Below are 23,123 nucleotides of genomic sequence, written 5' to 3' on the forward strand. Positions count from 1 at the left end.
TGCGAGTTCAGTCATTCCTCGACAATATGCGCGATCTGTCAAACGACGCAACGATCGCTTTTCACCCATCTCCCTCATTCCCATTTATGGGTTCACGACCTAGAAAGCGCACTGTCATCGTAGTTCCCGTAATTCCACCCAATATCGAGGTCTCTAAAACGATATAGACGACACGATTGCTCGGGCAACGTCCAATTCTTTCAGGCAATCTGTATCATTAGCCATACCAAGGTATGTCATGAATACAACATCATTCCCATTCGACAAATACCAGGCAGACAACAATTGATCATCGGTGTCGGACAATACGCCAACAGAGATTATGCTTTCGGACTCGTTCTTTGTGATATTCCCTGCATCTATGGAATTATTCTGACAAAACTGGAGCATAAACGTTCTCAGAGCGTTAAAGTCTACGTTTGGTTTTTCTCCGCCACGATACTTCGCAATTGAGAATTGAATCGCGCCGCAGCCGTCCGTTTCTTTGGCTAAGGTAGGTGGCGATCCCTCAGGAAGATCGCCGGCTATGTCTACCCATCCGGCAGGCAGGTCGAAGGTGAGGCCATGGAATTCTACTCTCATTAAGGTTCCTTTGGATGGTGTCAGGATGCGAGTGGAAGCCTCCGTCGAAATAAAATGCATGTTACAAGATAATATCTTGGTAGGCATTGAATTCGGCTCGAACGATACTCGCAGCACCATGTGGCCACGCTTTAGCACTACCAGGCGCTGTTGCGTGGAGCCGGCCGCCGCCTTACATCGGTGACGATCCACCTCCCACTCAGCGAAAGTTTGTCCATGCCGTCCACCGTCGACCTCGCCGCCCATCCGCTGACCGCATGGCAAGGGCCGCTCGGCCTGCCCGATTTCACGCGCATCGGCGATGGCGATTTTTCTCGGGTCTTCGACGCCGCCCTGAAGGCGCATGAAGCCGAGATCGAGGCGATTGCCGGCAACACCCGGACGCCGACGATCGAAAACACGCTTGCCGCACTTGAGCTTGCCGGCGAGGCGCTCGACCATGTCTCCTCGATCTTCTGGTGCCGCGCCGGCGCCCACACCAATGAGGCGATCCAGGCGCTGGAGCGCGACATCTCGCCAAAGATGTCGCGGCATTTCTCGGCGATTTCGATGAACGAGCGGCTGTTTGCCCGCATCGACGATCTCTATCAGCGCCGCGATGCCTTGAAGCTCGATGCCGAAACGCTGCGAGTCTTGGAAAAGACCTGGAAAAACTTCGTCCGCTCCGGCGCCAGGCTCGACGCCGAAGGCAAGAAGCGGCTCGCCTCGATCAACGAGGAATTGTCGTCGCTCGGCACCAATTTCGGCCAGAACGTGCTTGCCGACGAGCGCGACTGGGCGCTGTTCCTCGATGAGGCTGACCTTGCCGGCCTGCCGGAATTCCTGAAAAGCTCGATGGCGGAAGCCGCCGAGATGCGCGGCCAGAAGGGCCGCTACGCGGTCACTTTGTCGCGTTCGATCTACGAGCCGTTCTCGACCTTCTCAGAACGCCGCGACCTGCGCGAGACAGCGTTCCGCGCCTTCATCATGCGTGGTCAGAATGGCGGCGCTACCGACAACACGGAAGTGGTGCGCGACATGCTGCGCCTGCGCGCCGAGAAGGCGAAGCTGCTCGGCTATCCTTCCTACGCCGCATTGAAGCTCGACGATACCATGGCCAAGACGCCGGAGGCGGTGCACGCGCTGCTCGATCCGGTCTGGGAAAAGGCGGTGGAAAAGGCCGCAAGCGACCAGGCCGGATTGCAGCGGCTGGCGGCCGAGGCCGGCAGCAACGAGAGATTCGCCGCCTGGGACTGGCGCTTCTATCAGGAGAAGCTGCGCGCAGAGAAATTCGCCTTCGACGAGGCCGAGCTGAAGCCGTATCTGCAGCTCGACCGCATCATCGAGGCCTGTTTCGACGTTGCAACGCGATTGTTCGGCATTTCTTTCGAGGAAAAGAAGGGCATTGCCACCTGGCACCCGGACGCTCGGGTTTTCGTGGTGAAGAATGCCGACGGCAGCGAGCGCGGCCTGTTCCTTGCCGATTATTTCGCGCGACCCTCGAAGCGCTCCGGCGCCTGGATGAGCGCGCTGAAATCCGGCTACAAGCTTGGCGATGGCTCCAAGCCGGTCATCTACAACATCATGAATTTCGCCAAGCCGCCGGCCGGTGAGGCAGCGTTGCTATCGGTTGACGAGGCCAAGACCCTGTTCCACGAATTCGGCCATGCGCTGCACGGCATGCTCACCGACGTTACCTGGCCATCGGTCGCTGGCACCTCGGTCAGCCGCGATTTCGTCGAGCTGCCCTCGCAGCTCTACGAACACTGGCTGACGGTGCCGGCAGTGCTGGAAAGGCATGCGCTGCATGTCAAGACCGGCAAGCCGATGCCAAAGGCGCTGGTCGACAAGATGCTGGCGGCGCGCACTTTCGGCGCCGGCTTCGCCACGGTCGAGTTCACCGCCTCGGCCTTGGTCGACATGGCCTACCATGCGCGGCGGGATGCGCCGCAAGAGCCGCTTGGTTTCGAAACCGAAACGCTCGAAGGGCTCAACATGCCCGACACCATCGCCATGCGTCACCGCACCCCGCATTTCGGCCATATCTTTGCCGGCGATGGCTATTCGGCCGGCTACTATTCCTACATGTGGTCGGAAGTTCTCGACGCCGACGCTTTCGCCGCCTTCGAGGAAACAGGCGATCCCTTCAACCCGGCGCTGGCCGAGCGGTTGCGCAAGAACATCTACGCCGCCGGCGGCTCAAAGGACCCGGAAGAACTCTACACCGCCTTCCGCGGCAAGATGCCTTCCCCGGAAGCGATGATGGCCAAGCGCGGGCTGGTGTGATGCATGCCCGCTCTTGTCACCGTTCTCTTTCCATCTGATTGATGTCGGCTGTCATGGCGTCGGGTTGCGCACCGCCTGATCCGGTTTCCGCCGGTCCCGCTCGGCCTCGTTGGCTGCGGCCGCGTCGTTGAGGTGACTGCCTTAATGCGGTCTCCATCGTTCCGGCCGAAGGAGCCGGGTTGATGGCGGCGCTACGGGCTGTGCGGGGGATGGCAACGACAGCTTGCCCGCTATGCTGATCGGCGCTGCCGCATCTGGACCGAGCCTTGCGACGACCGCTACGGAAATAAATCTCTCAGTCGCGAACTGTCAGCCCCGCCAACGGAAAGGCGGGGCTGGTAAGTTGATTGTCCCGGCAAGCTTTTTGCCGGGGCGATTGGCCTAGGCAGGCACAAAGCCAAAATAGGCTTTGTAGGAAGCCCCGTCGCCGGAAATCAGGGGTGTTTCCACTTTGAACCCAATCCCATTGAAGGTGGTATTGTTCGTGCGTGCCGCGAGCAACACCATCTGCTTTGCGGAGATGGTCACTGTCGTGCTCCCGATCCTGTCATCGCCCCAGTCGAAGAGATCGCTGATGGCGCCGCCGATCGATGGCATCAAGGTTCCTAGGGCCGGGCCGGCGATAGCAGCAATGATAGGTCCCGCTACCGGAATGAAGCCCAAAGCAAGCGTACCGGCCGTATGGACGCCCATGACGATCTTCTGCACCTCGTCCTTGTATTTGTTGGGATCGCCAAAATCGTTTTCCATCAGCACCGTACCGATATTGATGCCGTAGGGCTTGCCTCGATAGATTTCCATAAGGTCGGGTCTTGTATCTCCGGCATCGACGTCGCCGTAGACCTGGCTGCGCTTGGTGTCGGCGATCTGCGGCGTTGTCACGCTGACGATGACATATGGTTCATCCGCACTCGATCCCTGATCCCAGTCGGTCTCGCCGAAGCAATGGAGGCCGGTATAGTGGACGACGACATCTCGAAGGTCGATCGCGCCGGTGTCGGGCCACCAGTATATGCCGCCGTTTTCAAACAAATTGGCGCGGCCTCCTTCGGCAAATTCGGTCTCGTCGGTGGTTGGGTACCCCAGATATGACCGCTCCCAGCCCAAGCTTTCCCACTTCTTTCGAATGTCGCCGTAAACCACGTTGGCTCCTGTGTTCGGCGTCCAGTAGATCGAGCCGGCGTTGGCAAAATGGTTGTAGCGCCCGACGCCGTCGGGAGTTCCGGTTTCGTCGGTGACCGGATAGCCGAGAACAGAGCGCTCCCAGCCCATTGCTGCCCATTTGCCGCGAATTGCCCCCCAAATCGCTTGAGCACCGGTATTCGGCGTCCAGTAGATTGAGGCAGTGTTGTTGTTGAAGTGATTGTATCGGCCGACGCCGTCGGGAGTTCCGGTTTCGTCGGTGCAGGGAATCCCCCACGCGAGACCGCCAAGTGCGATCCATTTCCTATAGATTTCGCCATGGATCTCAAAGGCGTTGTGCATGGCATCGTTGTAGCAAATGCATAAGCCATTCTTGAGATACCAGGCTTTTCCAGTGTCCTTCCGGTCGATCTCAGCGAAGCCGGCGCCTCCAAGGGAGTTGTACTTTTGCTGTATGACGGCTTCCGGCGAGAGGAGCGACCAAGGCCCGATCCTGAGCTGATCGGAAAGTCTTGTGGCTCCAGCGCGGGCGGCGCCGGCACGCACTCTCGAAGTTGCTCTGGCAGTATACGGCATGACCTTTTTCCTTCCTGTGAGTGTTGGTATCGGGGGCTTCAGGCCTCCGGCGATCGGTTGTGATCGACGGGCCGAGGTTCCCAGACCGCGACTTACGGACGGCTTACGGAGTTCCGAGCTGCGCCAGAGCAATTCCAGGAAAAGTGTGAAACGGTTTTCCGTCCGGGATTGCGCAAAAATAAGAGATAGAGCGGTTCGGCGTTTCCGTGAAACGATGAACCGGTCTAGAGAAACGGGCGCACGAGCGAACGCAGCAAAGGCGAGGGCTCGTCATCGCCGGTCGAAGCGAGCGCGCGTTCATAGCGCCGGTAATCCTCGATGGCGCCGGCATGGTCGTTCCTGGAGAGGCTCTCCTGGATGAGCGTGCCATGGAGTTTGGCCGATTCCGGGTAGAAATCGAGGGCACGCCGGCACGCCTGGCGTGCCCGATCCGCGTTGCCTTGGCTCTGCCAGTGTTTGGCGATCCGCACGGCAAGCTCCACAAACCCGTCCCGCACCCGGTCGGCCGCGGCGTTCGACCAGGCGGGCGTCGGGCCATTCGAGAAAAGCGGGCCGACAAAGCCTTCCAGCAGCATCTCCTGCTCCTCGATTGCGCTGTCTCTTCGGCCCGACAGGACGCGTTTCAGCCGGTCTTCCCAATCCTGCAGATCGATCCAGACCTTGTCGGCAGCGAGCCGCAAACGGCCTTCTCTCAGCGTTACGAGTTCGCCTTGCCCGAGCAACTTGCGCAAACGATGTAGCGCCTGCTCCAAGGCCGCTCTGGCCTGGTCGCCGTCGAGGTCGGGCCAGAGCCAATCCTGCAGGGTTTCCACAGAACAGACCTGGTCCCTCGACAGGCAGATAATGCGCAATATGTCGAGCGCGCGGGTAGGTTTGGCACCGGGCGCGACCTCGGCGCCATCGATCTCGAGGCGGAAGCCTCCCATCAAGTGGATCCTGAGCGGCCAAGGCCACTGGGCGGGTCGGCCAGCGGGCGGGACCAGATATCGCGCCCGAACGACGCGGCGGCAGAGATCGATGTCGATCTTTCGCTCCAGCGCGTCGGCGACCAGATCGGCCAATAAGTCCGGCAGGTTGAGCAGGATTGCGGAGGGGTTTACCTCGCGCAACGCCTCCATGAATTCAGCCAGACGAGCGCCATAGGGCGCGCCGCCGTTCCACTTCTGCTCCAGGGCCTGGGCGGCCAGAATGCTCAGTTCGACACGCTGGCGGGGGCCGCCGCTCAGCCTTTCGACGATTTCCTGAAGTAGCGCAATGGCCTCCGCCGGACGCCGATCGGCCAGCAGAACCTGGTATTTGGTGACGTAATGCGGCCAGCGTTCGATCATCGGCTCGTTCGCCCGCTCGATGGCATCCATGAAGACATCGCAGTCGAGATAGGCCTTATCGAAGTCGCCATTGCGCGTGTGCATCGCCGCATGGCAATCGGCGACCACCGCGACCTGGGTTGTGAACCTGCTGTCCGCAATCTCGCCCAGGCGGGAAACCAGCGCATTGAACTCCGAGAAGTTGTTGTGAAGCTTCATCAGCAATTGAAGCTGATAGAGGGCGCTGAACTCGACGCCCCGCAAGGCATGTTGCTCCCCTATGGTCGTGGCTCGTCGCAAGGCATCCTCGGCCGAGTCGTAGACAAAGCCGCGCCGCGAATAGGGGAAGTAACGGCCGCTGGCCGAGCCAAAGGACACCAGCCACATGCCGAGCACCAGCGGCGGGATATCCGGATGTTCGAGATCGGCGGCAACGCTGTCCACGGCATTGGCAAAAATGTCGCGCTGCCCCGACGAGGTCGCGTAGTCGATGAGCGCTTCGCTTGCCAGCAGGCGCAACTCGACCGAATCCTCGATCGGCAGACGTATCAGGCGCTGCTGGATATCATTCACGAGGCGCTTCGCGTCGTGGGCTTCGAATTCGCCAGGTTCGGCGAAATCGATGGCCCGCAGGATGCCGAGCCTGACCATCATGAGTTCCTCCGGATCCAAATCCGGCAATCCCTTGGCAAGAAGCTGTGAGGCTCGGCGCGTCCACTCCGCCAGCCCCTCATGCGTACGCCAGCTGGCGGTCTTGACCACGACCGCCCGCGCGACGGTCAGGCATTGGCCGCGCATGTCGGTGTTCTCGAATGCTTGCCATGCCTTGGAGAAGTGCGGTTCGGCCTTCGCATCGTCCGATGCGAAGGCAACGCCCAGCCAATAATGGACCCACCCGTCCATCTGGTCGGACGGCAGCCTGTTGCACCATTCGACGAAGCTGGCCCGGCGCCCTTGCGAGAGAACGCCGTTAGCGCACTCCAGAATGAGCTGGCGTGCCAGCGGCCAGGCGCTCGCCTGCAACGCCAGCAAGATTGCCGCGTCGGTTTTGCCTGCCTCGTGCAGGACCTTTGCTGCCTGCTCGCGCAGCCTGGAACGGTCCGCTTCCGTCACGCGCCAGTCCAGCAGGCCGGCAAGGTATTCGCGCAACAAGTCATGCAGCTGGAAGGCGGCGCCGCCCGGACCGTCGCGCGTGATCAGCAGCTGGCGATGCTGCAGCCGCTCCAGCAGGCGAGCAGCCTGCGGCGAGCCCAGGAACGCATCGGCAAGCTCCGTGCTGATCTCCGGCAGAAGGTTGAGCCTGATAAGCAGATCCTGGTCCTCCGGCGCGATGTCGCGCAGGAAATAACGTCCGACAATCTCCCGAAGGCCGGCGCCTCCGGCAAGGCCGGTCTGCGAAAGCGGGTAGTACATTCCGGCGTTGGCCAGCAGGAGAAGGCCCACCGCCCAGCCGCGCGCCTCCGAAATGTCGCCGACCTCGGACGGCGATTGCGAGCGGGCGGCGACGAGGTTGCGTGCCTCCGCAGGCGAAAACTCCAGCAGCGTTTGGTTGAGGACCGGCAACTGTCCCGACAGCACGAGGTCGGCGACATCGCCCTCGGGCAGCATCCGCGATGTGCAGATGCAGCGGATGGTGTTGGGGCGTTCGCGCAACAGGATCGCCAGCGTCCGGCGGAAGCCTGGCGCGTCGGCACGATGCAGATCGTCGAGGACCAGGATCGTGCCGGGATCAAGCCGCGAGAAATAGGTGCGGAAGAACAGCCGCGCGAAATCGTCGGAATTGTCGGCATATTCCGGACCGAAGACGGGCATGCCGGCATGCCTGCCGTCGAGCGACAGCGTCAGATAGTGGAAAAGGCGCGCAACGTCCTGGTCCTCGGTGTCGACGCGATACCAGTTGTACGCCGATTCGCCTTGCTTCAGCCCGCCGTGTTCCAGCCCGCCTTGTTCCAGAAAGTCGATCACCGCGGTGGTCTTGCCGTATCCACCAGGCGCCGCCAGCCAGCATGCACCGCTGTCGAGGGCCTGCGAGAGCAGCGCCACTACGCGCGGACGGCTGACAATTCCCACTGGCCGGGGTGCCGAGAGCTTTGCTATCTCGCGCGGCGCGTCCCGGAAGGATTTATCCATTGTGAGGACTCTCGCAGCGCAGTCGCCTCGCGAAAACAGGTAATCGATTCGCCCGCAACAACAAATCGCCGGCCGGCGTTGTGCTCGCCTGACGTGCCGTGCTCGCCGGCAAGGGTCGCGGTTATCCCTTGTGTGACATGATATGCGAAACCCCGATACTCACGTCGGCGGTGTGTCTTGCCATCACTGCGTTCATTCGCATTGCAATCGTCGCATAGCCGTTTCGTTCCTGGTCGGTAACTTCCGAGGGCTTGAAGAGCCAAGGAAGGGGTGCAACCTGCGCGTCCTCGAAATTGGCCGGCAGATTCGATGGCAAGGCCTTTTTTCCTAAAGGCAGCTCTAGCCCAAGGTCACTAAATTCCTCCTCGAGGCTGGCGTGCAGATGAGAAAGCACCACATAGATCGCCAGCTTTGATCTAGTCCTTTCTGTGTTGTTTTGACTGTACTCTTGAAGAGCCTCGTCGAACGATGGCGATACGTCGGTTTCAGCAGCGGTAGCTCGTGTTGCAACAGCACCGACCAGGGCAGTCGCTGCCACTCCTGTAAGACCTACAAAATCACGTCTTGTCGTGCTGGTCATAGTGAATTCCCCTCGGTTTTGAAGACGGGCCAAGTCTGGCAAGGATGAGGCGCAGTGGCAATAGGCCGCATACTCTACTGGTGTAGAGGACCTTTACGTCGCCGATGTGAATCCACCCGGCGATGAGCGGGTCTTCGGCATGCAAGCAGGCAAGGGATTCGAAAAATCCGCTGGTGGAGCTGAGGAGGATCGAACTCCTGACCTCGTCATTGCGAACGACGCGCTCTCCCAGCTGAGCTACAGCCCCGTCCAGCGGATGGGGCTTTTATCGGCCGCTGCGGTTTCCTGTCAAGGCTGCGCTTGCTGCCGAAATGCCGTTCGGCCGTTGGTCCGGCTTCGCCATGCGGCGGAAGGCGGCTCTTGCCGCTTTCCCCCACAGTGGCTACATGTCGGCAACAATCGGAGACCGGCATGATCGCCCTCATTCAGACCATTGTCATGGCGCTTGACCTTTACTGGTGGATCATCATCGCCTCGGCGATATTTTCCTGGCTCTACGCCTTCAACGTCGTCAACTCCCGCAACCAGTTCGTCGATACCATCAGCAACATGCTCTATCGGCTGACGGAGCCGGCGCTGCGGCCGATCCGCCGCTTCATGCCCGATCTCGGCGGCATCGACATCTCGCCGATCATCCTGCTGCTGATCCTGTTCTTCATCCGGCAGTTCCTGCTCACCACCGTGCTTTCGCTGGTCGTCTGAGTTCAGGCGTCCCATGAGCGCGCCGTTCCGCACGCGCACCGACGGCATCGACCTGTTCGTCCGGCTGACGCCGAAAGCGGCGATGGACAGGCTGGAGGGGATCGAGACATCGGCGGATGGGCGAAGCTATTTAAAAGCCCGCGTCCGCGCCGTGCCGGAAAACGGGGCCGCCAATCGAGCGCTGGAAAGGCTGGTCGCCAAGGCGCTTGGCGTGGCCGCTTCAGCGGTCTCGATCGTCGCTGGCGACACCGCGCGGTTGAAGACGCTGCGCGTGGTTGGCGATCCCGCGGCGCTGGCGAAACGCATCGATACGCTGGGCACGCCTGGCCCATGATCTCGGCTCGCTCACCCACCCCCGCAGAAAAAAGGCCGGGCTGCAAAGCCCGGCCAGATATGAAGGTCGAAAACCTTCAGAGGGGAACGCGCCGGACGAATGGGAGGAAACATCCGACGCGGATTGCATATGGGTTGGCGTCGACGTCGTTTCAATGAGGTCGGGGAACCACCGTCGCGACAGGCTTTTAAACATCTCGATTATCTGATCAGCAGCTCGACGAGGCCGATCCGTCCTATCGCGACCGATGCGGCAGGACACGCACCGCAACCCCGACCGGGAAGCTCAATATGACCACTACTCGAGTCCTATTCTTCGATGTTCTGGGAACCGTCGTTGACTGGCGCAGCGGTATCGCAAGGGAGGCCGGCGCCTTCCTAGCGCGAAATGGTGCACAGCAGGTCGATCCTGGGTGAATTCGCCGATGCGTGGGCGTTGCGCTATGACGCCTCGACCGAGGCGGTGCGGACAGGGCACCGGCCTTTTGTTTCACTCGACGTGATCAACCGGGAGAATCTGGACGCCACTCTCATCCAGTTCGGGCTGACCCCATCCGCGCTGCCAGCCACCGAACTTGAGGAACTCAATCTCGCCTGGCACCGGCTGGAGCCGTGGCCCGATTCGCTGAAAGGCCTTGCGAGGCTGAAGGAACGCTTCATCATCGCGCCCTTTCGGGGGGCAATACCCGGCTGTTACTGGATATGGCCAAGCGCGCCGGCCTGCCTTGGGACACCGTCCTTGGCTCGGATGTGTTCGGCACCTACAAGCCTGCGCCACAGGCTTATCTCCGCGCAGTGGAGATCCTGGGGGTGCGACCTTCGGAGGCCGTGTTAGTCGCCGCGCATAATAACGACCTGGCCGCGGCACGAAGGTGCGGTATCGGAACCGCCTTTGTTGCTCGGCCAAGAGAGCATGGCCCGGCGCAGACGACCGATCTCTCGCCTCTTGAGAGCTGGGACTTCGTGACCGACGACCTTGTCCATCTCGCCCAAGTTCTCCCGTAGGCAGAGGGCAGAAAACCTAAGCGATGTCGTCGCGGATGCAGGCCTTCAGATGGCCCTCGGCTGTCGCCCTCAGCGGCGGCACAGCCCCGGCGCAAGCCTCCAGCGCAAACGGGCAACGGGTCCGGAAAACACAGCCCGACGGCGGGTTCGCCGGACTGGGAATATCGCCTTTGAGCACCTGCCGGCCTTGCCTGGCCAGCGGATCGAGCGACGGAATGGCTGACAGCAGCGCGCGCGTGTAGGGATGCTGCGGCCGGGCATAGAGTTCGGCCGCCGGCGCAACCTCCATGATGCGCCCGAGATAGAGCACGATGACCGTGTCGCAGATGTACTCGACGACGGCCAGATCGTGCGAAATGAACAGCATGGTCAGGCCGAGCCGGAGCTGCAGGTCGCGCAACAAATTGATGATTTGCGCCTGGATCGAGACGTCGAGTGCCGAGACCGGCTCGTCGGCGACGATGAATTCCGGCTCGAGCGTCAGCGCACGGGCGATGCCGATGCGCTGGCGCTGGCCACCCGAGAATTCATGGGCGTAGCGGTCATAGGCGTCGACCGGCAACTCGACCGCGGCAAGCGCCTTCTCGGCCTTCGCCCGCCGCTCGGACTTCTTGCCAATGCCTTGAATGTCCAGGCCTTCGGTGAGGATCTGCCCGATCGTCATGCGCGGCGACAGGCTGGCGAAGGGGTCCTGAAAAATATACTGCATCTTGCGGCGCTGGCGGCGCAACTGGGCGGCACCCAGCCTGGTGATGTCGGTGCCGTCATAGCTGATTTGGCCGGATGTCGGCTCGATCAGACGCAGCACCGAGCGGCCGATCGTGGTCTTGCCGGAGCCGGATTCGCCAACCAGGCCGACCACCTGGCCGCGCGCGACATCAAAGGAAATATCGTCCAGCGCCCTGACCACCGGGCCACGCGAGAACGCTGTCGGCGCAAAATGCTTGGTCAGGTTTTTGACCGAAAGGAAGGGGGCGTCCACCATCAAAGCTCCTCCCAACGCAGGCAGCGGCTTTGCTGGGTCGGCGTCGCCGCAAACAATGGCGGGACCGCGGCGCGGCAGGCAGCGATAGCCATCGGGCAACGCGGCGCGAACGAACAGCCCTTGGGCAGCAAGGCGAGCGAGGGAACATTGCCGGCAATGGTCGGCAGCGGCGTTCCCGCCGCCTTCAGCGCCGTGGCCTGGCCGAGCCGCGGCACCGAGCGCATCAACCCCGCGGTATAGGGATGACGCGGACGGGTGAACACTTCGCTCACCGGACCTGTTTCGACGATACGCCCGGCATACATCACCGCTACCCGGTCGGCGATTTCGGCTACGAGGCCGAGATTGTGAGTGACGAACAGGATGCCCATGCCGCGCTGCGCCTGCAGCTCGGCCAAAAGATCGAGAATCTGGGCCTGGATAGTGACGTCCAACGCGGTCGTCGGCTCGTCGGCGATCAGCAAGCCTGGATCGCAGGACAGGGCCATGGCGATAGTGGCGCGCTGGCGCATCCCGCCTGACAGCTCGTGCGGATACTGCCGCGCCCGCCGCTTCGGATCGGGAATGCCGACCTGCTCCAGCAGCCGCACAGCGTCTGCTTCTGCCTCGCGGTGCGATTTGCCGAGATGGATGCGGATCGGTTCGGCGATCTGCTCGCCGATCGTGTAGACCGGGTTGAGGCTGGTCATCGGCTCCTGGAAGACCATGCCGATCTCGTTGCCGCGTATCTTGCGCAACGACTCGCCATCGAGGCTGGTCAGCTCGGTGACCGTGCCGCTCTTGCTCCGTAGCGCGATCGATCCCTCAGCAATATGTCCGACCCTTTTCGGCAACAGGCCGATGATCGACAGGCTGGTGACGGATTTGCCGGATCCGGATTCGCCGACGAGCGCCACCGTCTCGCCGGAGCCGATCGTCAGGTCGACGTCCGCTACCGCCGCGATGTCGCGCCCCGCAATGCGGAACACCGCGCGCAGGCCGGAAATCGAGAGGATCGGCGCGACACTCAGCGGAGCAGCCCCACATCGCGAAGGATCATGTCGATCTTCGCGGTTTCCTCCTCGTTCAGGCTGCGTTGCGGCCGCGCCATGGTGTTCGAGGCGATGATGCCGAGGCTCTTCATCGCTGCCTTGAAGGCGCCGACGCCGGCCGTGCCGGCGCTTGTCCTGCCAAGCGATATCCAGACGATCTCGAACAGCTTTAAAAGCCGCTCCTGTTCCACCCGGGCCTCGGCATGCTGGCCGGCCTGCATCAGCTTCCACAGCCTGACGTAACCATGCGGGTCGACATTGGCGAGGCCCGGCACGACGCCATGCGCACCCATGGCCAGCACGCTGTCGACCAGGATCTCGGAGCCGGTCATGCCGAAGAAACCCGGGTCATCGGCCATGTCCTTGAGCACGTAACGCAGATTGCCGTCATCGCCGCTGGAATCCTTGATGCCCGCGATGGCGCCTTCCCTGGCGAGGCCGACCGTGGTCTTGCGCTCCAGCTTGATGTGAACGCAGACCGGGATATCGTAGGCGATGACCGGAATGTCGATCGCATCCTTGATATAGCGGAAGTGATCGCCGATCTCCGACTGGCTGGTGCGGGTATAAAACGGCGCGGTGACGACGATGGCGTCGGCGCCGGCCGATCTGGCGATGCGGGCGTGGTTGATGACACGATCGGTCGTCGGATCGATCACCCCGACGAAGATCGGAACCCGGCCGTTATTGACCTTCACCGCGTGCTCGATGATGGCCCTGCGGCCGGCCTCGTCATGGAAGACCACCTCGCTGGTCGAGCCGAGCACGAACAGCCCGTGAACGCCGCCGTCGAGCAGGTTTTCGATCGTCCGGGTGAACGACGCAAAATCGATGCTGAAGTCGGAATTGAGCGGAGTAACGACAGGCGGCACGACGCCGGTAAACAGGGGCATTTTGATGAACCTTTGAGGTCAGTTGAGATCGGAACGAGGGTCGAATGCGTCGCGCAAGCCGTCGCCAATGAAATTGATGGCGAGCACGGTGAGCACCAGTGCGGCGCCGGGGAACATCCATTGCCACGGGTATTGTTCGAGCACGACGGTGGAGCGGGCGAGATTGAGCATGTTGCCCCAGCTGGCTTCGGGCGGCGCGATGCCAAGGCCGAGGAAGGACAGGCCGGCCTCGAGCAGGATGGCGTTGGCGATCTGCAAGGTGGCGTAGACGACCAGGATATCGATGCAGTTGGGCAGGCCGTGCCGGAACAGCAGATGCGGCAGCCCCGCCCCCATGCCGCGGGCGGCGACGACGAAGTCGCGCTCGCGCAGTTCGAGCAGCCGGGCACGCACCATGCGCGACAGCACCGGCCAGGAGAGCAGCGAGATCACCAGGATGGTCGGGGCGATGCCGGTGCCGGCAATCGAAGCCAGCACTAGCAGGAAGATCACCGGCGGCAGCGTCATCGCCAGATCGACCAGGCGCATCACCATTCCGTCGACGAGACGCCCGCCAAAGCTGGCGACGGCGCCGACCAGGAAGCCGATGACGGTCGAGATAGCGACCGAACAGATGGCAACCAGCAGTGAGATCCGCCCGCCTTGCAGCAACCGGGCCATGACATCACGCCCGACGCCATCGCTGCCCAGCCAATGAATGGCGGACGGCGCCTTGTTCATCGCCCTGAGGTCGATGGCGTTCGGGCCGAACGGCCACCACAGAGGATAGGTCGAAACCGCCAGCAGGACTGGAATGACGATCAAAAGCCCGGCGCGCGCCGCACGGTTTTCAAAAAAGCGGTCGAACGCGCGGCGAAGCGGGCCTTTGGTTTTCGACACGGCGGCCGGGTCGACCGATGGGTCCGGCGCGGTGATTGCCATCAAGCCACCTGAATGCGCGGGTCGACGACGGCATAGACGACGTCGGTCAAGAGGTTGACCAGGATGACGCAAACGCCGATCACCAGGGTGGCGCCCATAATCACCGGGTAATCGCGGGTGCCGACGGCGTTGACCAGAAGCAGTCCCATGCCCGGCCAGTTAAACACGCTTTCCAGGAAGATGGCACCGCCGATGGCGATACCGACGGTCGAGCCGATCAGGGTAATGACTGGCAAGAGCGCATTGCGGGTCGCGTGCTTGATGATCACCCAGAACTCGCGCACGCCCTTGGCACGCGCCGTCCGCACGTAATCCTGGTTGAGCACTTCCAGCAGCGAGGCGCGCATGTAACGCATGATCAGCGCGGCATGGCCGATGGACAGCAGGCAGGCGGGCAGGACGAGGTGCGCAAGCACATCCGTCGCCGAGAACGGCGCACCGGCAGTCTGCATGCCGCCGGACGGCGCCCAGCGCAGCAGCACCGAGAAGAAATAGAGGCCAAGCAGCGCCGTCAGGAAAGCCGGGCTGGAGATGCCGATGAACGACAGCACCGACAGCGCGATGTCAGACGGTTCGTTGCGGCGCACCGCGCTGAAAATGCCGGCGGAAATGCCGAGCACGATGGCGATCGCCAGGCCCGTGCCCATCAGCAGCGCGGTCGGGCCGATGCGATCCATGACCAGTGGCAGCACGGCAACGCCGCTGCGCTGGATCGAATAGCCGAAGTCACCGCTCAGCGCCGCACGCAGCCAGGCGAGATATTGCACGGGAAGCGGCCGATCGAGCCCGAGCCGTTCGCGCAGGCCCTCGAGGTCGGAAGCCGACATCGGCACAGAGGGATTGATGTAGGCGTCGATCGGATCGCCCGGCGCCAGCCGCAACAGGATGAAGATGAGGACGCTGAGCGCGACCAGCATCAGCAATCCTGTGGCGCTGCGGCGGGCGATGAAGCTCAACATGGGCTTTCCGTGGCGGTGGCAGGCGGCGCCAAAGTGGTCCCGCCTGCTCGCTTGGTTGCGGGGTTCTTACTGGATGTCCCAGCGCTCGGGGTGAGCTGCGTAGGGGCCGCCGCCCGGCGCCGGCGTCCAGACGAAGTCACGCAGCTTGTTGGAGGCCACGCCATAGCGGTTGGCCACCCACAACGTCGCCCAGGGCAGCTCCTTGTTCATCACCTTGCAGACCTCCTGCCAGGAGGCGTCGAGCTTGGCCGGATCGGTCTGGCCGAGCGCGGCGTCCAACGCGGTGCTCAGGTCGTCGAACTCGATACGCATGGTGTTGAAGCCTGCCGGCGGGATCTGCGACTTGTTGAGCCCGGGATTGAGGCCGGCTGGATTGGGGCCGTTCTGCAGGCCGGCATAGACCATCGGAAATGCGTTCCAGTCCGGCGTGCCTTCCTTGTAGACGATGCCGTTATAGGTCGGCGTATCGACAACCCGCGGCACCACATTGATGCCGACCTCGGCCAGCATCGACTGGACAGCGGCCATCACATTGGCCGCTTGTGGCGAGCCGTAATAGGTCAGCAAGGTGATCGGCTTGTCGCCGTTGATCTTGTCCCAGCCCGCCTCGGCCAGCAGCGCCTTGGCCTTTACCGGATCGTAAGCATAGGGTTCGAGGCCTGCGGGAACCAGATGCGGCGCGACATAGCCGCAATTGGCCGGCTTGGCGGCACCGCCATAGAGGCTGTCTATGATCGCGTTGCGGTCGATCGCATACATAATCGCCTGGCGGACACGGATATCCCTAAACAGGTCGACCTTCTGGTTCAGGCCGATATAGTTGACCACATAGGAGGCACCTTCGATCACCTTGAAATTGCTGTCGCTCTTGAACGATGCCGCATCGTCGGGCTCGACATAGGTGAACTGGATCTCGCCGGCGCGGAGCGCGGCGACGGCCGCCGCCGGCGACTCGAAATAGCGGTTGATGAGCACGTCTACCTTCGGCTTGCCGCCGCGATAATCGTCATCGGCTGCCAGTTCAACGTATTGGTCGGTCACGTAGCGTTTGAACTTGAACGGGCCGGTGCCGACCGGAGCGGTCGACCACCAGGTGCTTGTCGCCAGCGATTCCGGCGGCAGAGCGGCCAGGGCATGCTCCGGCAGGATCATCAGCTGCGAGAGGATCGATAGAAACGAGCCGTTCGGTTTCGATAGCTTCACCACTGCGGTGTGGTCATCCGGTGCATCGACCGAGGCGATGTTGGCGAGGCGGGCGGCAAACAGGCTGCCGGAGGCCTTGTTCTTGGCAAGCTCGAGGGTGAACTTGACGTCCTTCGAGGTGAACGGTTTGCCGTCATGCCAGGTCTCGTTGACCAGGTTGAACGTATAGCTCAGCTGGTCGTCGCTGATCTTGTAGTCCTTGGCGAGGTCGCCTTCGATATCGGTTAGCCCGGCATTGTAGATGACCAGCGGTTCAAAATAGGTGCTGAGCCAGGTGTAGCCGCCCGTCGCGACCAGCGGGTTGAAGTTCTTGGGAAAACCGCCGGGGCCGACGTCGAAGCCGCCCGCAATGGTCTTGGCGCTTTGTGCCTGGACACTGGTCAATGGGGCAATGCTGGCGAGCAGCAGCCCGGCGACTGAGAATGCGATAGTCCTGATGCGCATGGTTTCCTCCCTTGGCATAGTCAGGTTGTTCTTCAGCTTGCTCGGTTTTTGGCGATAACCTGCTGGATTCCCCGGTAATGGTCGTCGAGCCGCCCACGCGCCTGGTCGACATCCTTGGCGGCGACAGCCTCGACGATCTCGTGATGGTCGCGCCATGTCGCCAGCGGCGTCGGATTGTCGAGATTGGTGAAATTCGAGGCCTTGTTGAACGCTATCCAGAAGATGTCGATCAGCGCGCTCAGCATGTGATTGTTCTGGCAGCGGAACAGCAGCTGATGGAATTGCTGGTCCTCTTCGGCGAAGCTCTCATGGCGCTCGGCACGTTGCCGCATGCGCTCGGTCAACTGGCGCAGCGCCTCGATGTCCTCGGCGCTGATCATCTCGATCGTCTTGGCGATGAGGCCGGTTTCCAGCACGCGACGGATTTCGCGCAGCTCTTCGACGTCGCGCAGCGAATCCTGCAAACCGTATGCCAGGTTATCCAGCAGCGGCTTGAACGAGAACTCCTTGACGAACACGCCGATGCCGCGTCGCGTCTCCAGGATGCCGATCGATTCCAGCGCCTTGATGGCTTCCCGCACGGAGTTGCGGCCGACGCCGAGCCGCTGCGCCAGGAACGTCTCCGGCGGCAAGGGATCGCCGGCCTTGAGCTGGTTGCTTTCGATATAGGCCCTGAGGCTTTCCTGCACGGTGACGTGAAGGAGCGGCGGTCTGCTCAACGGTTCGATCGACTTCAATTCCGCCATCCCACTGCTTTCATCGTCCGCCGGATTAGCCTGCCCGCCGCTTGTCGTATAGCTACTTGTAGGATATCCTGCAAGCCCATAACAAACCTGCTGCCTCCGAATGAAGATTGCCCTCGCCGGCTCGAGCCACTGGCACGCCGAAATGCACCTCGACGCCGCACGCTTTTACGGTGCGGAGATCGCCGGCATCTGGGACGAGGATCCTGGCCAAGCGCATGCGTTCGCCGCGAACCGCGACCTGCCGTTTATCGAAGATTTCGCGGAGATACTCTCCAGCCCGCCGGATGTGATCCTGTTGATGGGGCACCCTTCGATGGTGCCGGCGCGGGCACGCGCGATCATCGAGGCAGGGATACCGCTGATCCTGGAGAAGCCGGCGGCCAGCCATACGAGGGAACTGATAGCGCTGCGCGAGATTGCCAGACAGCAGCAGGCTTTTGTCGCTGTTCCCCTGCCCAACCGTTTCGGACCGGCCGTCACGGCATTTGAACGGCTGCGCCGGCAAGATCGCGCCGGTGCAGTGGCACATTGCCAATTCCGGCTGGTCAATGGCCCGCCGCAACGCTACATCGCCGACGGTGTCGCCTGGGTCCTCGACCCGGCGGTTGGTGGCGGGGGTGCGTTGAGGAATCTCGGCATACACGGCGTCGACGCGGCACTCAGCCTCGCAACCGGCAAGCTCGGCCTGAAAAGCGTTTCGATCGCGAACCGCATCCATCCCGGCCCGGTCGAGGATCACGTACTTCTGGTGCTGGAAGACGAGGCCGGAGCGCTGTTCATCGTCGAGGCCGGCTACACCTTTGCTTCGATGCGCCCCGGCGGTGACTTCGAGTGGCGCATCGTCAGTGCCAATGCGACCCTGGTCGATCATGGCGACCATGCCATCTGCGCAACGCTCGACGATGCGGCAATCGTCGACTTGCCGGTCGAGCTGCCGGCAACGCGCTATCGTCTGTTCATGCGCGATACGCTTGACCGGCTGGCGAGAAACGCGCCTCCGTCCGCGTCCATCGAGGATTATGTTGCGGCGGTGTCGCTGATCGACGCCGCTTATGAAAAGGCAGGACGATGATTGGAATAGGCATTATCGGCGCCGGCGATTTCGGCGCAGCCCATGCGCGGGCAATCCGTGAGGTTGGAGGCATTCGTCTCGTTGCCGCCTCTCGTGGAAATGCCGATGCGCTGCAGCAATTCACCGTCGAACATGGCGGCCGCGGCTACGCGGACTGGCGAAGGCTGCTGGACGACAAGGAGGTCGACGCGGTCCTCATTGCCAGCCCGCACCATCTCCATGCCGAAATGGCCATCGGCGCTGCAAAGGCCGGCAAGCATATCCTGCTCGAAAAACCGATGGCGCCGACGGCGGCCGCCTGCGATGCGATCAATGCCGCCGTGGCCGAGAGCGGCGTCAAGCTGATGGTCGCCCACCTCATGCATTTCGCCCTGCCCTGCATGGCTGCCAGAGAAAAGCTGGAGGAAGGAGCGCTTGGCCGGCCGCTCGCCGGATCGAGCTGGATCATCAAGCTGTGGATGGAGCACAATCGCCGCGATTGGCATCTGCGCAAGACGACCGGCGGCGGCATGCTGTTGACGGCCGGCATCCACGCGCTCGACCGCCTCGTCTGGCTAATGGATGACGATGTCGTGTCGGTGAGCGGCATGCTCGGCGCCAAGTTCCATGACCAGGAAGCAGACGACAGCGCCCTGCTTGGATTGCGTTTCGCCGGCGGCGGCATCGGCCAGGTGCAGAGCGTCGGCTATCGCACCGGCGCCACCACCTACGCCATGGATCTGGTCTGCGAGCGGGGAACGCTGCGCATCGACATGGATCGCGGCACGATGCTTGGCCGCGAGACGGTCTGGACCGAGCTGCCCGGTTCCTTTGAGCCGAACTGGATGCATAACGCGCTGGTGCGCGAATGGAGCGCAATGCGCGATGCCATTGCCGACGACACGCCGGTGCCGGTCGACGGTATCTATGCACGCAAGATCATCGCCATTATCGAGGCTGCCTTTGCGTCGAACGAAACCCGCCGCGAACACGAGATCGCCGGTGCACGCTGACCTTAACAACCACCTGGCCTGCTTGCCCGCACACGCGCCGCGCGGCGTCTGGGGCGCAGTGATGCTGGCCATCGACCATCGCGGAGCGATCGACTGGCAGGCGACGGAAGAGACGATCGCCCGGCTCTGCGCCTCAGGCGTCGACGGCGTCTATTCCAATGGCACGGCCTGCGAATTCCATTGCCAGACCGAGCCCGAATTTGACCGGCTTTGTGAGTTGGTCGCAACCATAGCCGGCCGCGCGCGCCTTCCTTTCCAGATCGGCATCAGCCAGTCCAATCCGCGCGTCGCGCTGGAGCGGCTGACGCGGGTCGCCGCACTTCGCCCGACGGCGGCTCAATTCACCTTGCCCGACTGGTGGCCGCCCAGTGACGACGAGATCATGCGCTTTGCCGGCGGCCTCTGCGAAGCTGCGCCCGAGACGCCCCTGGTGCTCTACAACCCGCCGCACGCCAAGCGCCGCCTGACGCTCGACGCCATCGCCAGGCTGCGTGCGGCCGTGACATCGCTGGTCGGCGCCAAGCTGCCGGGCGGCGACGCCGGCTGGTATGCCGATATGCGTCGCAAACTGGACGGATTTTCCGTCTTCGTCCCCGGCCACACGCTGGCAACAGGCTATGCTGGAGGGGCCCATGGCAGCTATTCCAACGTTGCCTGCCTCAACCCGAAGGGCGCGGTACGATGGTGGCAAATGATCCGCACCGACACGGCCGCCGCTGCCGAGGTCGAGGCCCGCATACAGGCCTTCCTCGCCACACATGTCCTACCGTTTCGCACCCGTTACGATGTCGGCGATGCAGCACTCGACAAGGCGATGGCGGCGGCCGGCGGCTGGGCGCCGCTCGGCCCGCGACTGCTCTGGCCCTACAGCTCCGTTCCCGATCAGGAAATCCCGACGCTGGCCAGGGCCGCTCACGCGGCTTTCCCGGAATGGTGGTAGGGTCCGTCAGCCAAGGTGCGTGACGACGGTGGCTCTTCAGCACTCGGCTCGCGGGCCCGGTATCGCGCGTGACGCAAACGTCCCTGACGCAGGGGCATCCGCCTCGCGCCATGCCAGCGAGTTGCGCAGCAGTGCAATCGCCTCGCGGCCGGCAGTCGCAATCTCGCGCGGCCTGTCGACGCCGACGATCATGAACTCCTTGATCCCCAAAGCGGCGTAGGAAAGCAGCGACAGCGCGACCTGCGCCGGCGGCTCGGCAAGTTCGACCACCTTCTGGCAGGAGGCGGCCGGTTTGTCTTCCGAACGGATCCGGACGGGAAGCGCGAACCGCAGCTTGCCGGCCCGACCGTGTTCGGCGGCAGCGCCGCGTACGCGCTCCATTGACTGGCGGATTTCTGCAAGCGAGCCCGGCGCCAGCTCGAACACATCCGCATGCCTGCCCGCGACCCTGAGCGCGGTGCCCGACTGCCCGCCCATGCGGATGGTCACGTCGGCACCATGCGGCCCCTTGTGCGGCACATAGCCGCCTTTGACGCTGTAAAAGGCGCCTTCATGGTCGAACGGCCTGTCGTTCGACCACAACCGCTTCAGCAGCACCAGATATTCGTCGATGCGTTGCCAGACCACCGTATGGCCGGCCGGACGTGCCTCGGCATCGTCGTCGCTCAGCGGCTCGCTGAGCATCCTGAGCGACAGCCGGCCACCGCTTCTCTGGTCGAGGGCAGCAAGCTGCCGCGCCGCCACGGTTGGTTCGATCACGCCCGCCCAATGCGTGAGCACGACCTCCAGGGAGGAGGTACGGTCCAGCGTCTGGGCGGCAAGGTCCATATTGGTCAGCAGCCCGGCCTGGTCGTCGATGACGATCCTCTGGAATCCGGCATCCTCGATCAGTGACAGCTTCGTCGCGGTCTCGACAAAGTCATAGAAAAAGCTGGCGTCGGCAGCGTGGATCTTACCGGGAACATGCGTGAACTCGATCGGCATTGCCATCTCCTCCATCACGTTGGAATCAGGGCGCGCAAAAGCGCACCGGCATTCGGTTCATCAACTCCGGAATTTCTGCAAACGGCAGGCCGCTATCCCGAGGAAGCCTCGATGATCAGAGCCTTGACAATCAGGGGATCAGCCCCAGTACCACTGCCCCGGTGAATACAAACGCAAGGGCAAAGACGAGATAGGCGAAAGCGCCGGCGTAGGCCGGCCGCCACACCTGGTCGGAACCCAGCCTTTGGCCTTTGCGGGCAGTCTGAGCGTTCTGGCTATAGGACATATCGACCTCCGTCTCGGCGCTTAATCTATAAAATCAGTAGACTTTGTCGAGTGCTATTTTCGCGCGATCCTTAGAACAATTTTCTCCAAACGGCGGACAACTTAGTGCTTTTACTGCTTAGCGCTGCCTTTTGAGGCACGCCGGGATGACGGCAGAAAATGTCAGGTCCACGTGTCTGTGGCTCCTTGGCGATCCAATGGACGAAGGATAGCATCGCTGCTTCAGCGGAAAGCCGGGACGTCACGGCAAGGCAGCAGGGAGCAAAAGATGGGCACAAGACTGGCCGGCAAGGTCGCCATCATTTCGGGCGGCGCGACGGGCATGGGCGGTGCGGCCTCGGAGCTTTTCGCGGCCGAGGGCGCCAAGGTGGCGATCATCGACCGCAACGGCGAAGCGGCTGCCGCCACCTCAGCGGCAATCAGGGAACGCGGCCATGTCGCCGAGCACTGGGTCGCCGACGTATCGGATGAGGCGCAGGTCGAAGCGGCGGTGACGGGCGCGACGGAAAAATTCGGCCCGGTCACGGTTCTGTTCAACCACGCCGGCACCATCGTCATCAAGCCCTTCCTGGAGACCACGCTGCAGGAATGGGACTGGCTGCATGCCGTCAATGTGCGTTCGATGTTCCTGATGACGCGCGCCGTGCTGCCCGGCATGATCGCCGCCGGCGGCGGTTCCATCGTCTGCACCTCGTCGATCTCGGCGGTGGCGGCAACGCCGATGGAGGTGCTTTACGACACTACCAAGGGTGCCTGCCACATGTTCGCGCGCGCCATTGCCGTCGAGTTCCGCGACCGCAACATCCGCTGCAATGCGGTCTGTCCAGGCTTCATCAGGACACCGCATGGCCTGCGCGAGGTCGCCGATCTCGACAAACTCGGCGTCGATGTCTCCGACGCGGCAATGGCGGCGCAACAAGGACGGATCGGCGAGCCGGAAGAGGTCGCGAAGGCAGCCCTGTTCCTGGCCAGCGACGAGGCCAGCTTCGTCAACGGCGCCCATCTGTTCGTCGACAACGGCTTCACCGCGATGTGAAAGGCGAAG

The 23,123-nt window shown here is 62.6% G+C and carries 21 protein-coding genes and 1 tRNA gene; 8 read left to right on the forward strand and 14 right to left on the reverse strand.

What is annotated here, in order from left to right:
• Nucleotides 1-153: 153 nt before the first annotated feature.
• Complete coding sequence (locus NKH13_RS15620) at nt 154-582, reverse strand: hypothetical protein (protein ID WP_352718372.1); 429 nt, start codon at nt 580-582, stop codon at nt 154-156.
• 216 nt (nt 583-798) lie between these two features.
• On the opposite strand from NKH13_RS15620, the gene NKH13_RS15625 reads away from it, so the two are divergent.
• A complete protein-coding gene (locus tag NKH13_RS15625; RefSeq protein ID WP_352912933.1) occupies nt 799-2,847 on the forward strand; it encodes a M3 family metallopeptidase in 2,049 nt (682 codons plus the stop codon).
• Nucleotides 2,848-3,228: 381 nt separating this feature from the next.
• Here the strand turns inward: NKH13_RS15625 and NKH13_RS15630 are convergent, their stop codons facing one another.
• The 4 genes from NKH13_RS15630 to NKH13_RS15645 form a co-directional block, all read right to left on the reverse strand.
• Entirely contained in the window at nt 3,229-4,698 is a 1,470-nt protein-coding gene (locus NKH13_RS15630) for an LGFP repeat-containing protein (RefSeq protein ID WP_352912934.1), read from the reverse strand.
• 92 nt (nt 4,699-4,790) lie between these two features.
• Nucleotides 4,791-8,003 carry an AfsR/SARP family transcriptional regulator gene (locus NKH13_RS15635; protein ID WP_352912935.1) on the reverse strand — a complete coding sequence of 1,071 codons (3,213 nt, stop codon included), beginning with the start codon at nt 8,001-8,003 and terminating at the stop codon, nt 4,791-4,793.
• Nucleotides 8,004-8,124: 121 nt separating this feature from the next.
• Nucleotides 8,125-8,583, reverse strand: a complete 459-nt coding sequence (locus NKH13_RS15640) for a hypothetical protein (RefSeq protein WP_352912936.1) — start codon at nt 8,581-8,583, stop codon at nt 8,125-8,127.
• 171 nt (nt 8,584-8,754) lie between these two features.
• Nucleotides 8,755-8,830, reverse strand: a tRNA-Ala gene (locus NKH13_RS15645).
• 164 nt (nt 8,831-8,994) lie between these two features.
• Here NKH13_RS15645 and NKH13_RS15650 point away from each other — a divergent pair.
• From NKH13_RS15650 to NKH13_RS15660, 3 genes are all read left to right on the forward strand, one after another.
• On the forward strand, nt 8,995-9,285 hold the full coding sequence (locus NKH13_RS15650; protein ID WP_023678162.1) for a YggT family protein: 291 nt from the start codon (nt 8,995-8,997) through the stop codon (nt 9,283-9,285).
• 13 nt (nt 9,286-9,298) lie between these two features.
• Nucleotides 9,299-9,619, forward strand: a complete 321-nt coding sequence (locus tag NKH13_RS15655) for a DUF167 family protein (protein ID WP_352912937.1) — start codon at nt 9,299-9,301, stop codon at nt 9,617-9,619.
• A 611-nt stretch (nt 9,620-10,230) separates the two neighbouring features.
• Nucleotides 10,231-10,623: an HAD family hydrolase gene (locus tag NKH13_RS15660; RefSeq protein ID WP_352912938.1), complete on the forward strand. Its 393-nt coding sequence runs from the start codon at nt 10,231-10,233 to the stop codon at nt 10,621-10,623.
• A gap of 16 nt (nt 10,624-10,639) precedes the next feature.
• On the opposite strand, the gene NKH13_RS15665 is transcribed toward NKH13_RS15660, so the two are convergent.
• From NKH13_RS15665 to NKH13_RS15695, 7 genes are all read right to left on the reverse strand, one after another.
• Complete coding sequence (locus NKH13_RS15665; RefSeq protein WP_352912939.1) at nt 10,640-11,608, reverse strand: ABC transporter ATP-binding protein; 969 nt, start codon at nt 11,606-11,608, stop codon at nt 10,640-10,642.
• Nucleotides 11,608-12,618, reverse strand: coding sequence for an ABC transporter ATP-binding protein (locus NKH13_RS15670; RefSeq protein ID WP_352718531.1), 1,011 nt, complete (start codon nt 12,616-12,618; stop codon nt 11,608-11,610). Before NKH13_RS15670 ends, NKH13_RS15665 begins: the two co-directional genes overlap by 1 nt.
• A complete protein-coding gene (locus NKH13_RS15675; RefSeq protein ID WP_352912940.1) occupies nt 12,615-13,532 on the reverse strand; it encodes a dihydrodipicolinate synthase family protein in 918 nt (305 codons plus the stop codon). The genes NKH13_RS15670 and NKH13_RS15675 overlap by 4 nt, the downstream gene beginning before the upstream one ends.
• An 18-nt stretch (nt 13,533-13,550) precedes the next feature.
• Nucleotides 13,551-14,453 carry an ABC transporter permease gene (locus NKH13_RS15680; protein ID WP_352718392.1) on the reverse strand — a complete coding sequence of 301 codons (903 nt, stop codon included), beginning with the start codon at nt 14,451-14,453 and terminating at the stop codon, nt 13,551-13,553.
• Nucleotides 14,453-15,412 (reverse strand): ABC transporter permease, encoded by a 960-nt coding sequence (locus NKH13_RS15685; RefSeq protein ID WP_352718394.1) that lies wholly within the window; start codon nt 15,410-15,412, stop codon nt 14,453-14,455. The genes NKH13_RS15680 and NKH13_RS15685 overlap by 1 nt, the downstream gene beginning before the upstream one ends.
• 66 nt (nt 15,413-15,478) lie before the next feature.
• Nucleotides 15,479-17,059 (reverse strand): ABC transporter substrate-binding protein, encoded by a 1,581-nt coding sequence (locus tag NKH13_RS15690; RefSeq protein WP_352718397.1) that lies wholly within the window; start codon nt 17,057-17,059, stop codon nt 15,479-15,481.
• 32 nt (nt 17,060-17,091) lie between these two features.
• Entirely contained in the window at nt 17,092-17,805 is a 714-nt protein-coding gene (locus NKH13_RS15695; RefSeq protein ID WP_352669398.1) for a FadR/GntR family transcriptional regulator, read from the reverse strand.
• Between the two features lie 100 nt (nt 17,806-17,905).
• Here NKH13_RS15695 and NKH13_RS15700 point away from each other — a divergent pair, with 100 nt between their 5' ends.
• From NKH13_RS15700 to NKH13_RS15710, 3 genes are read left to right on the forward strand one after another with little or no spacing between them, the layout of a single operon-like run.
• Nucleotides 17,906-18,877: a Gfo/Idh/MocA family protein gene (locus NKH13_RS15700; protein WP_352912941.1), complete on the forward strand. Its 972-nt coding sequence runs from the start codon at nt 17,906-17,908 to the stop codon at nt 18,875-18,877.
• On the forward strand, nt 18,874-19,869 hold the full coding sequence (locus tag NKH13_RS15705) for a Gfo/Idh/MocA family protein (protein WP_352912942.1): 996 nt from the start codon (nt 18,874-18,876) through the stop codon (nt 19,867-19,869). Before NKH13_RS15700 ends, NKH13_RS15705 begins: the two co-directional genes overlap by 4 nt.
• On the forward strand, nt 19,859-20,809 hold the full coding sequence (locus NKH13_RS15710) for a dihydrodipicolinate synthase family protein (RefSeq protein WP_352912943.1): 951 nt from the start codon (nt 19,859-19,861) through the stop codon (nt 20,807-20,809). Before NKH13_RS15705 ends, NKH13_RS15710 begins: the two co-directional genes overlap by 11 nt.
• A 36-nt stretch (nt 20,810-20,845) precedes the next feature.
• Here the strand turns inward: NKH13_RS15710 and NKH13_RS15715 are convergent, their stop codons facing one another.
• Together NKH13_RS15715 and NKH13_RS15720 are read right to left on the reverse strand one after the other, a co-directional pair.
• Nucleotides 20,846-21,793, reverse strand: coding sequence for an LLM class flavin-dependent oxidoreductase (locus tag NKH13_RS15715; protein WP_352912944.1), 948 nt, complete (start codon nt 21,791-21,793; stop codon nt 20,846-20,848).
• Between the two features lie 130 nt (nt 21,794-21,923).
• On the reverse strand, nt 21,924-22,079 hold the full coding sequence (locus NKH13_RS15720) for a hypothetical protein (protein ID WP_023678176.1): 156 nt from the start codon (nt 22,077-22,079) through the stop codon (nt 21,924-21,926).
• A 267-nt stretch (nt 22,080-22,346) separates the two neighbouring features.
• Here NKH13_RS15720 and NKH13_RS15725 point away from each other — a divergent pair, with 267 nt between their 5' ends.
• Nucleotides 22,347-23,114, forward strand: coding sequence for an SDR family NAD(P)-dependent oxidoreductase (locus tag NKH13_RS15725; RefSeq protein WP_352912945.1), 768 nt, complete (start codon nt 22,347-22,349; stop codon nt 23,112-23,114).
• Nucleotides 23,115-23,123 lie beyond the last annotated feature (9 nt).

The sequence above is a fragment of the Mesorhizobium sp. M1348 genome (assembly GCF_040317925.1).
GTDB lineage: Bacteria > Pseudomonadota > Alphaproteobacteria > Rhizobiales > Rhizobiaceae > Mesorhizobium.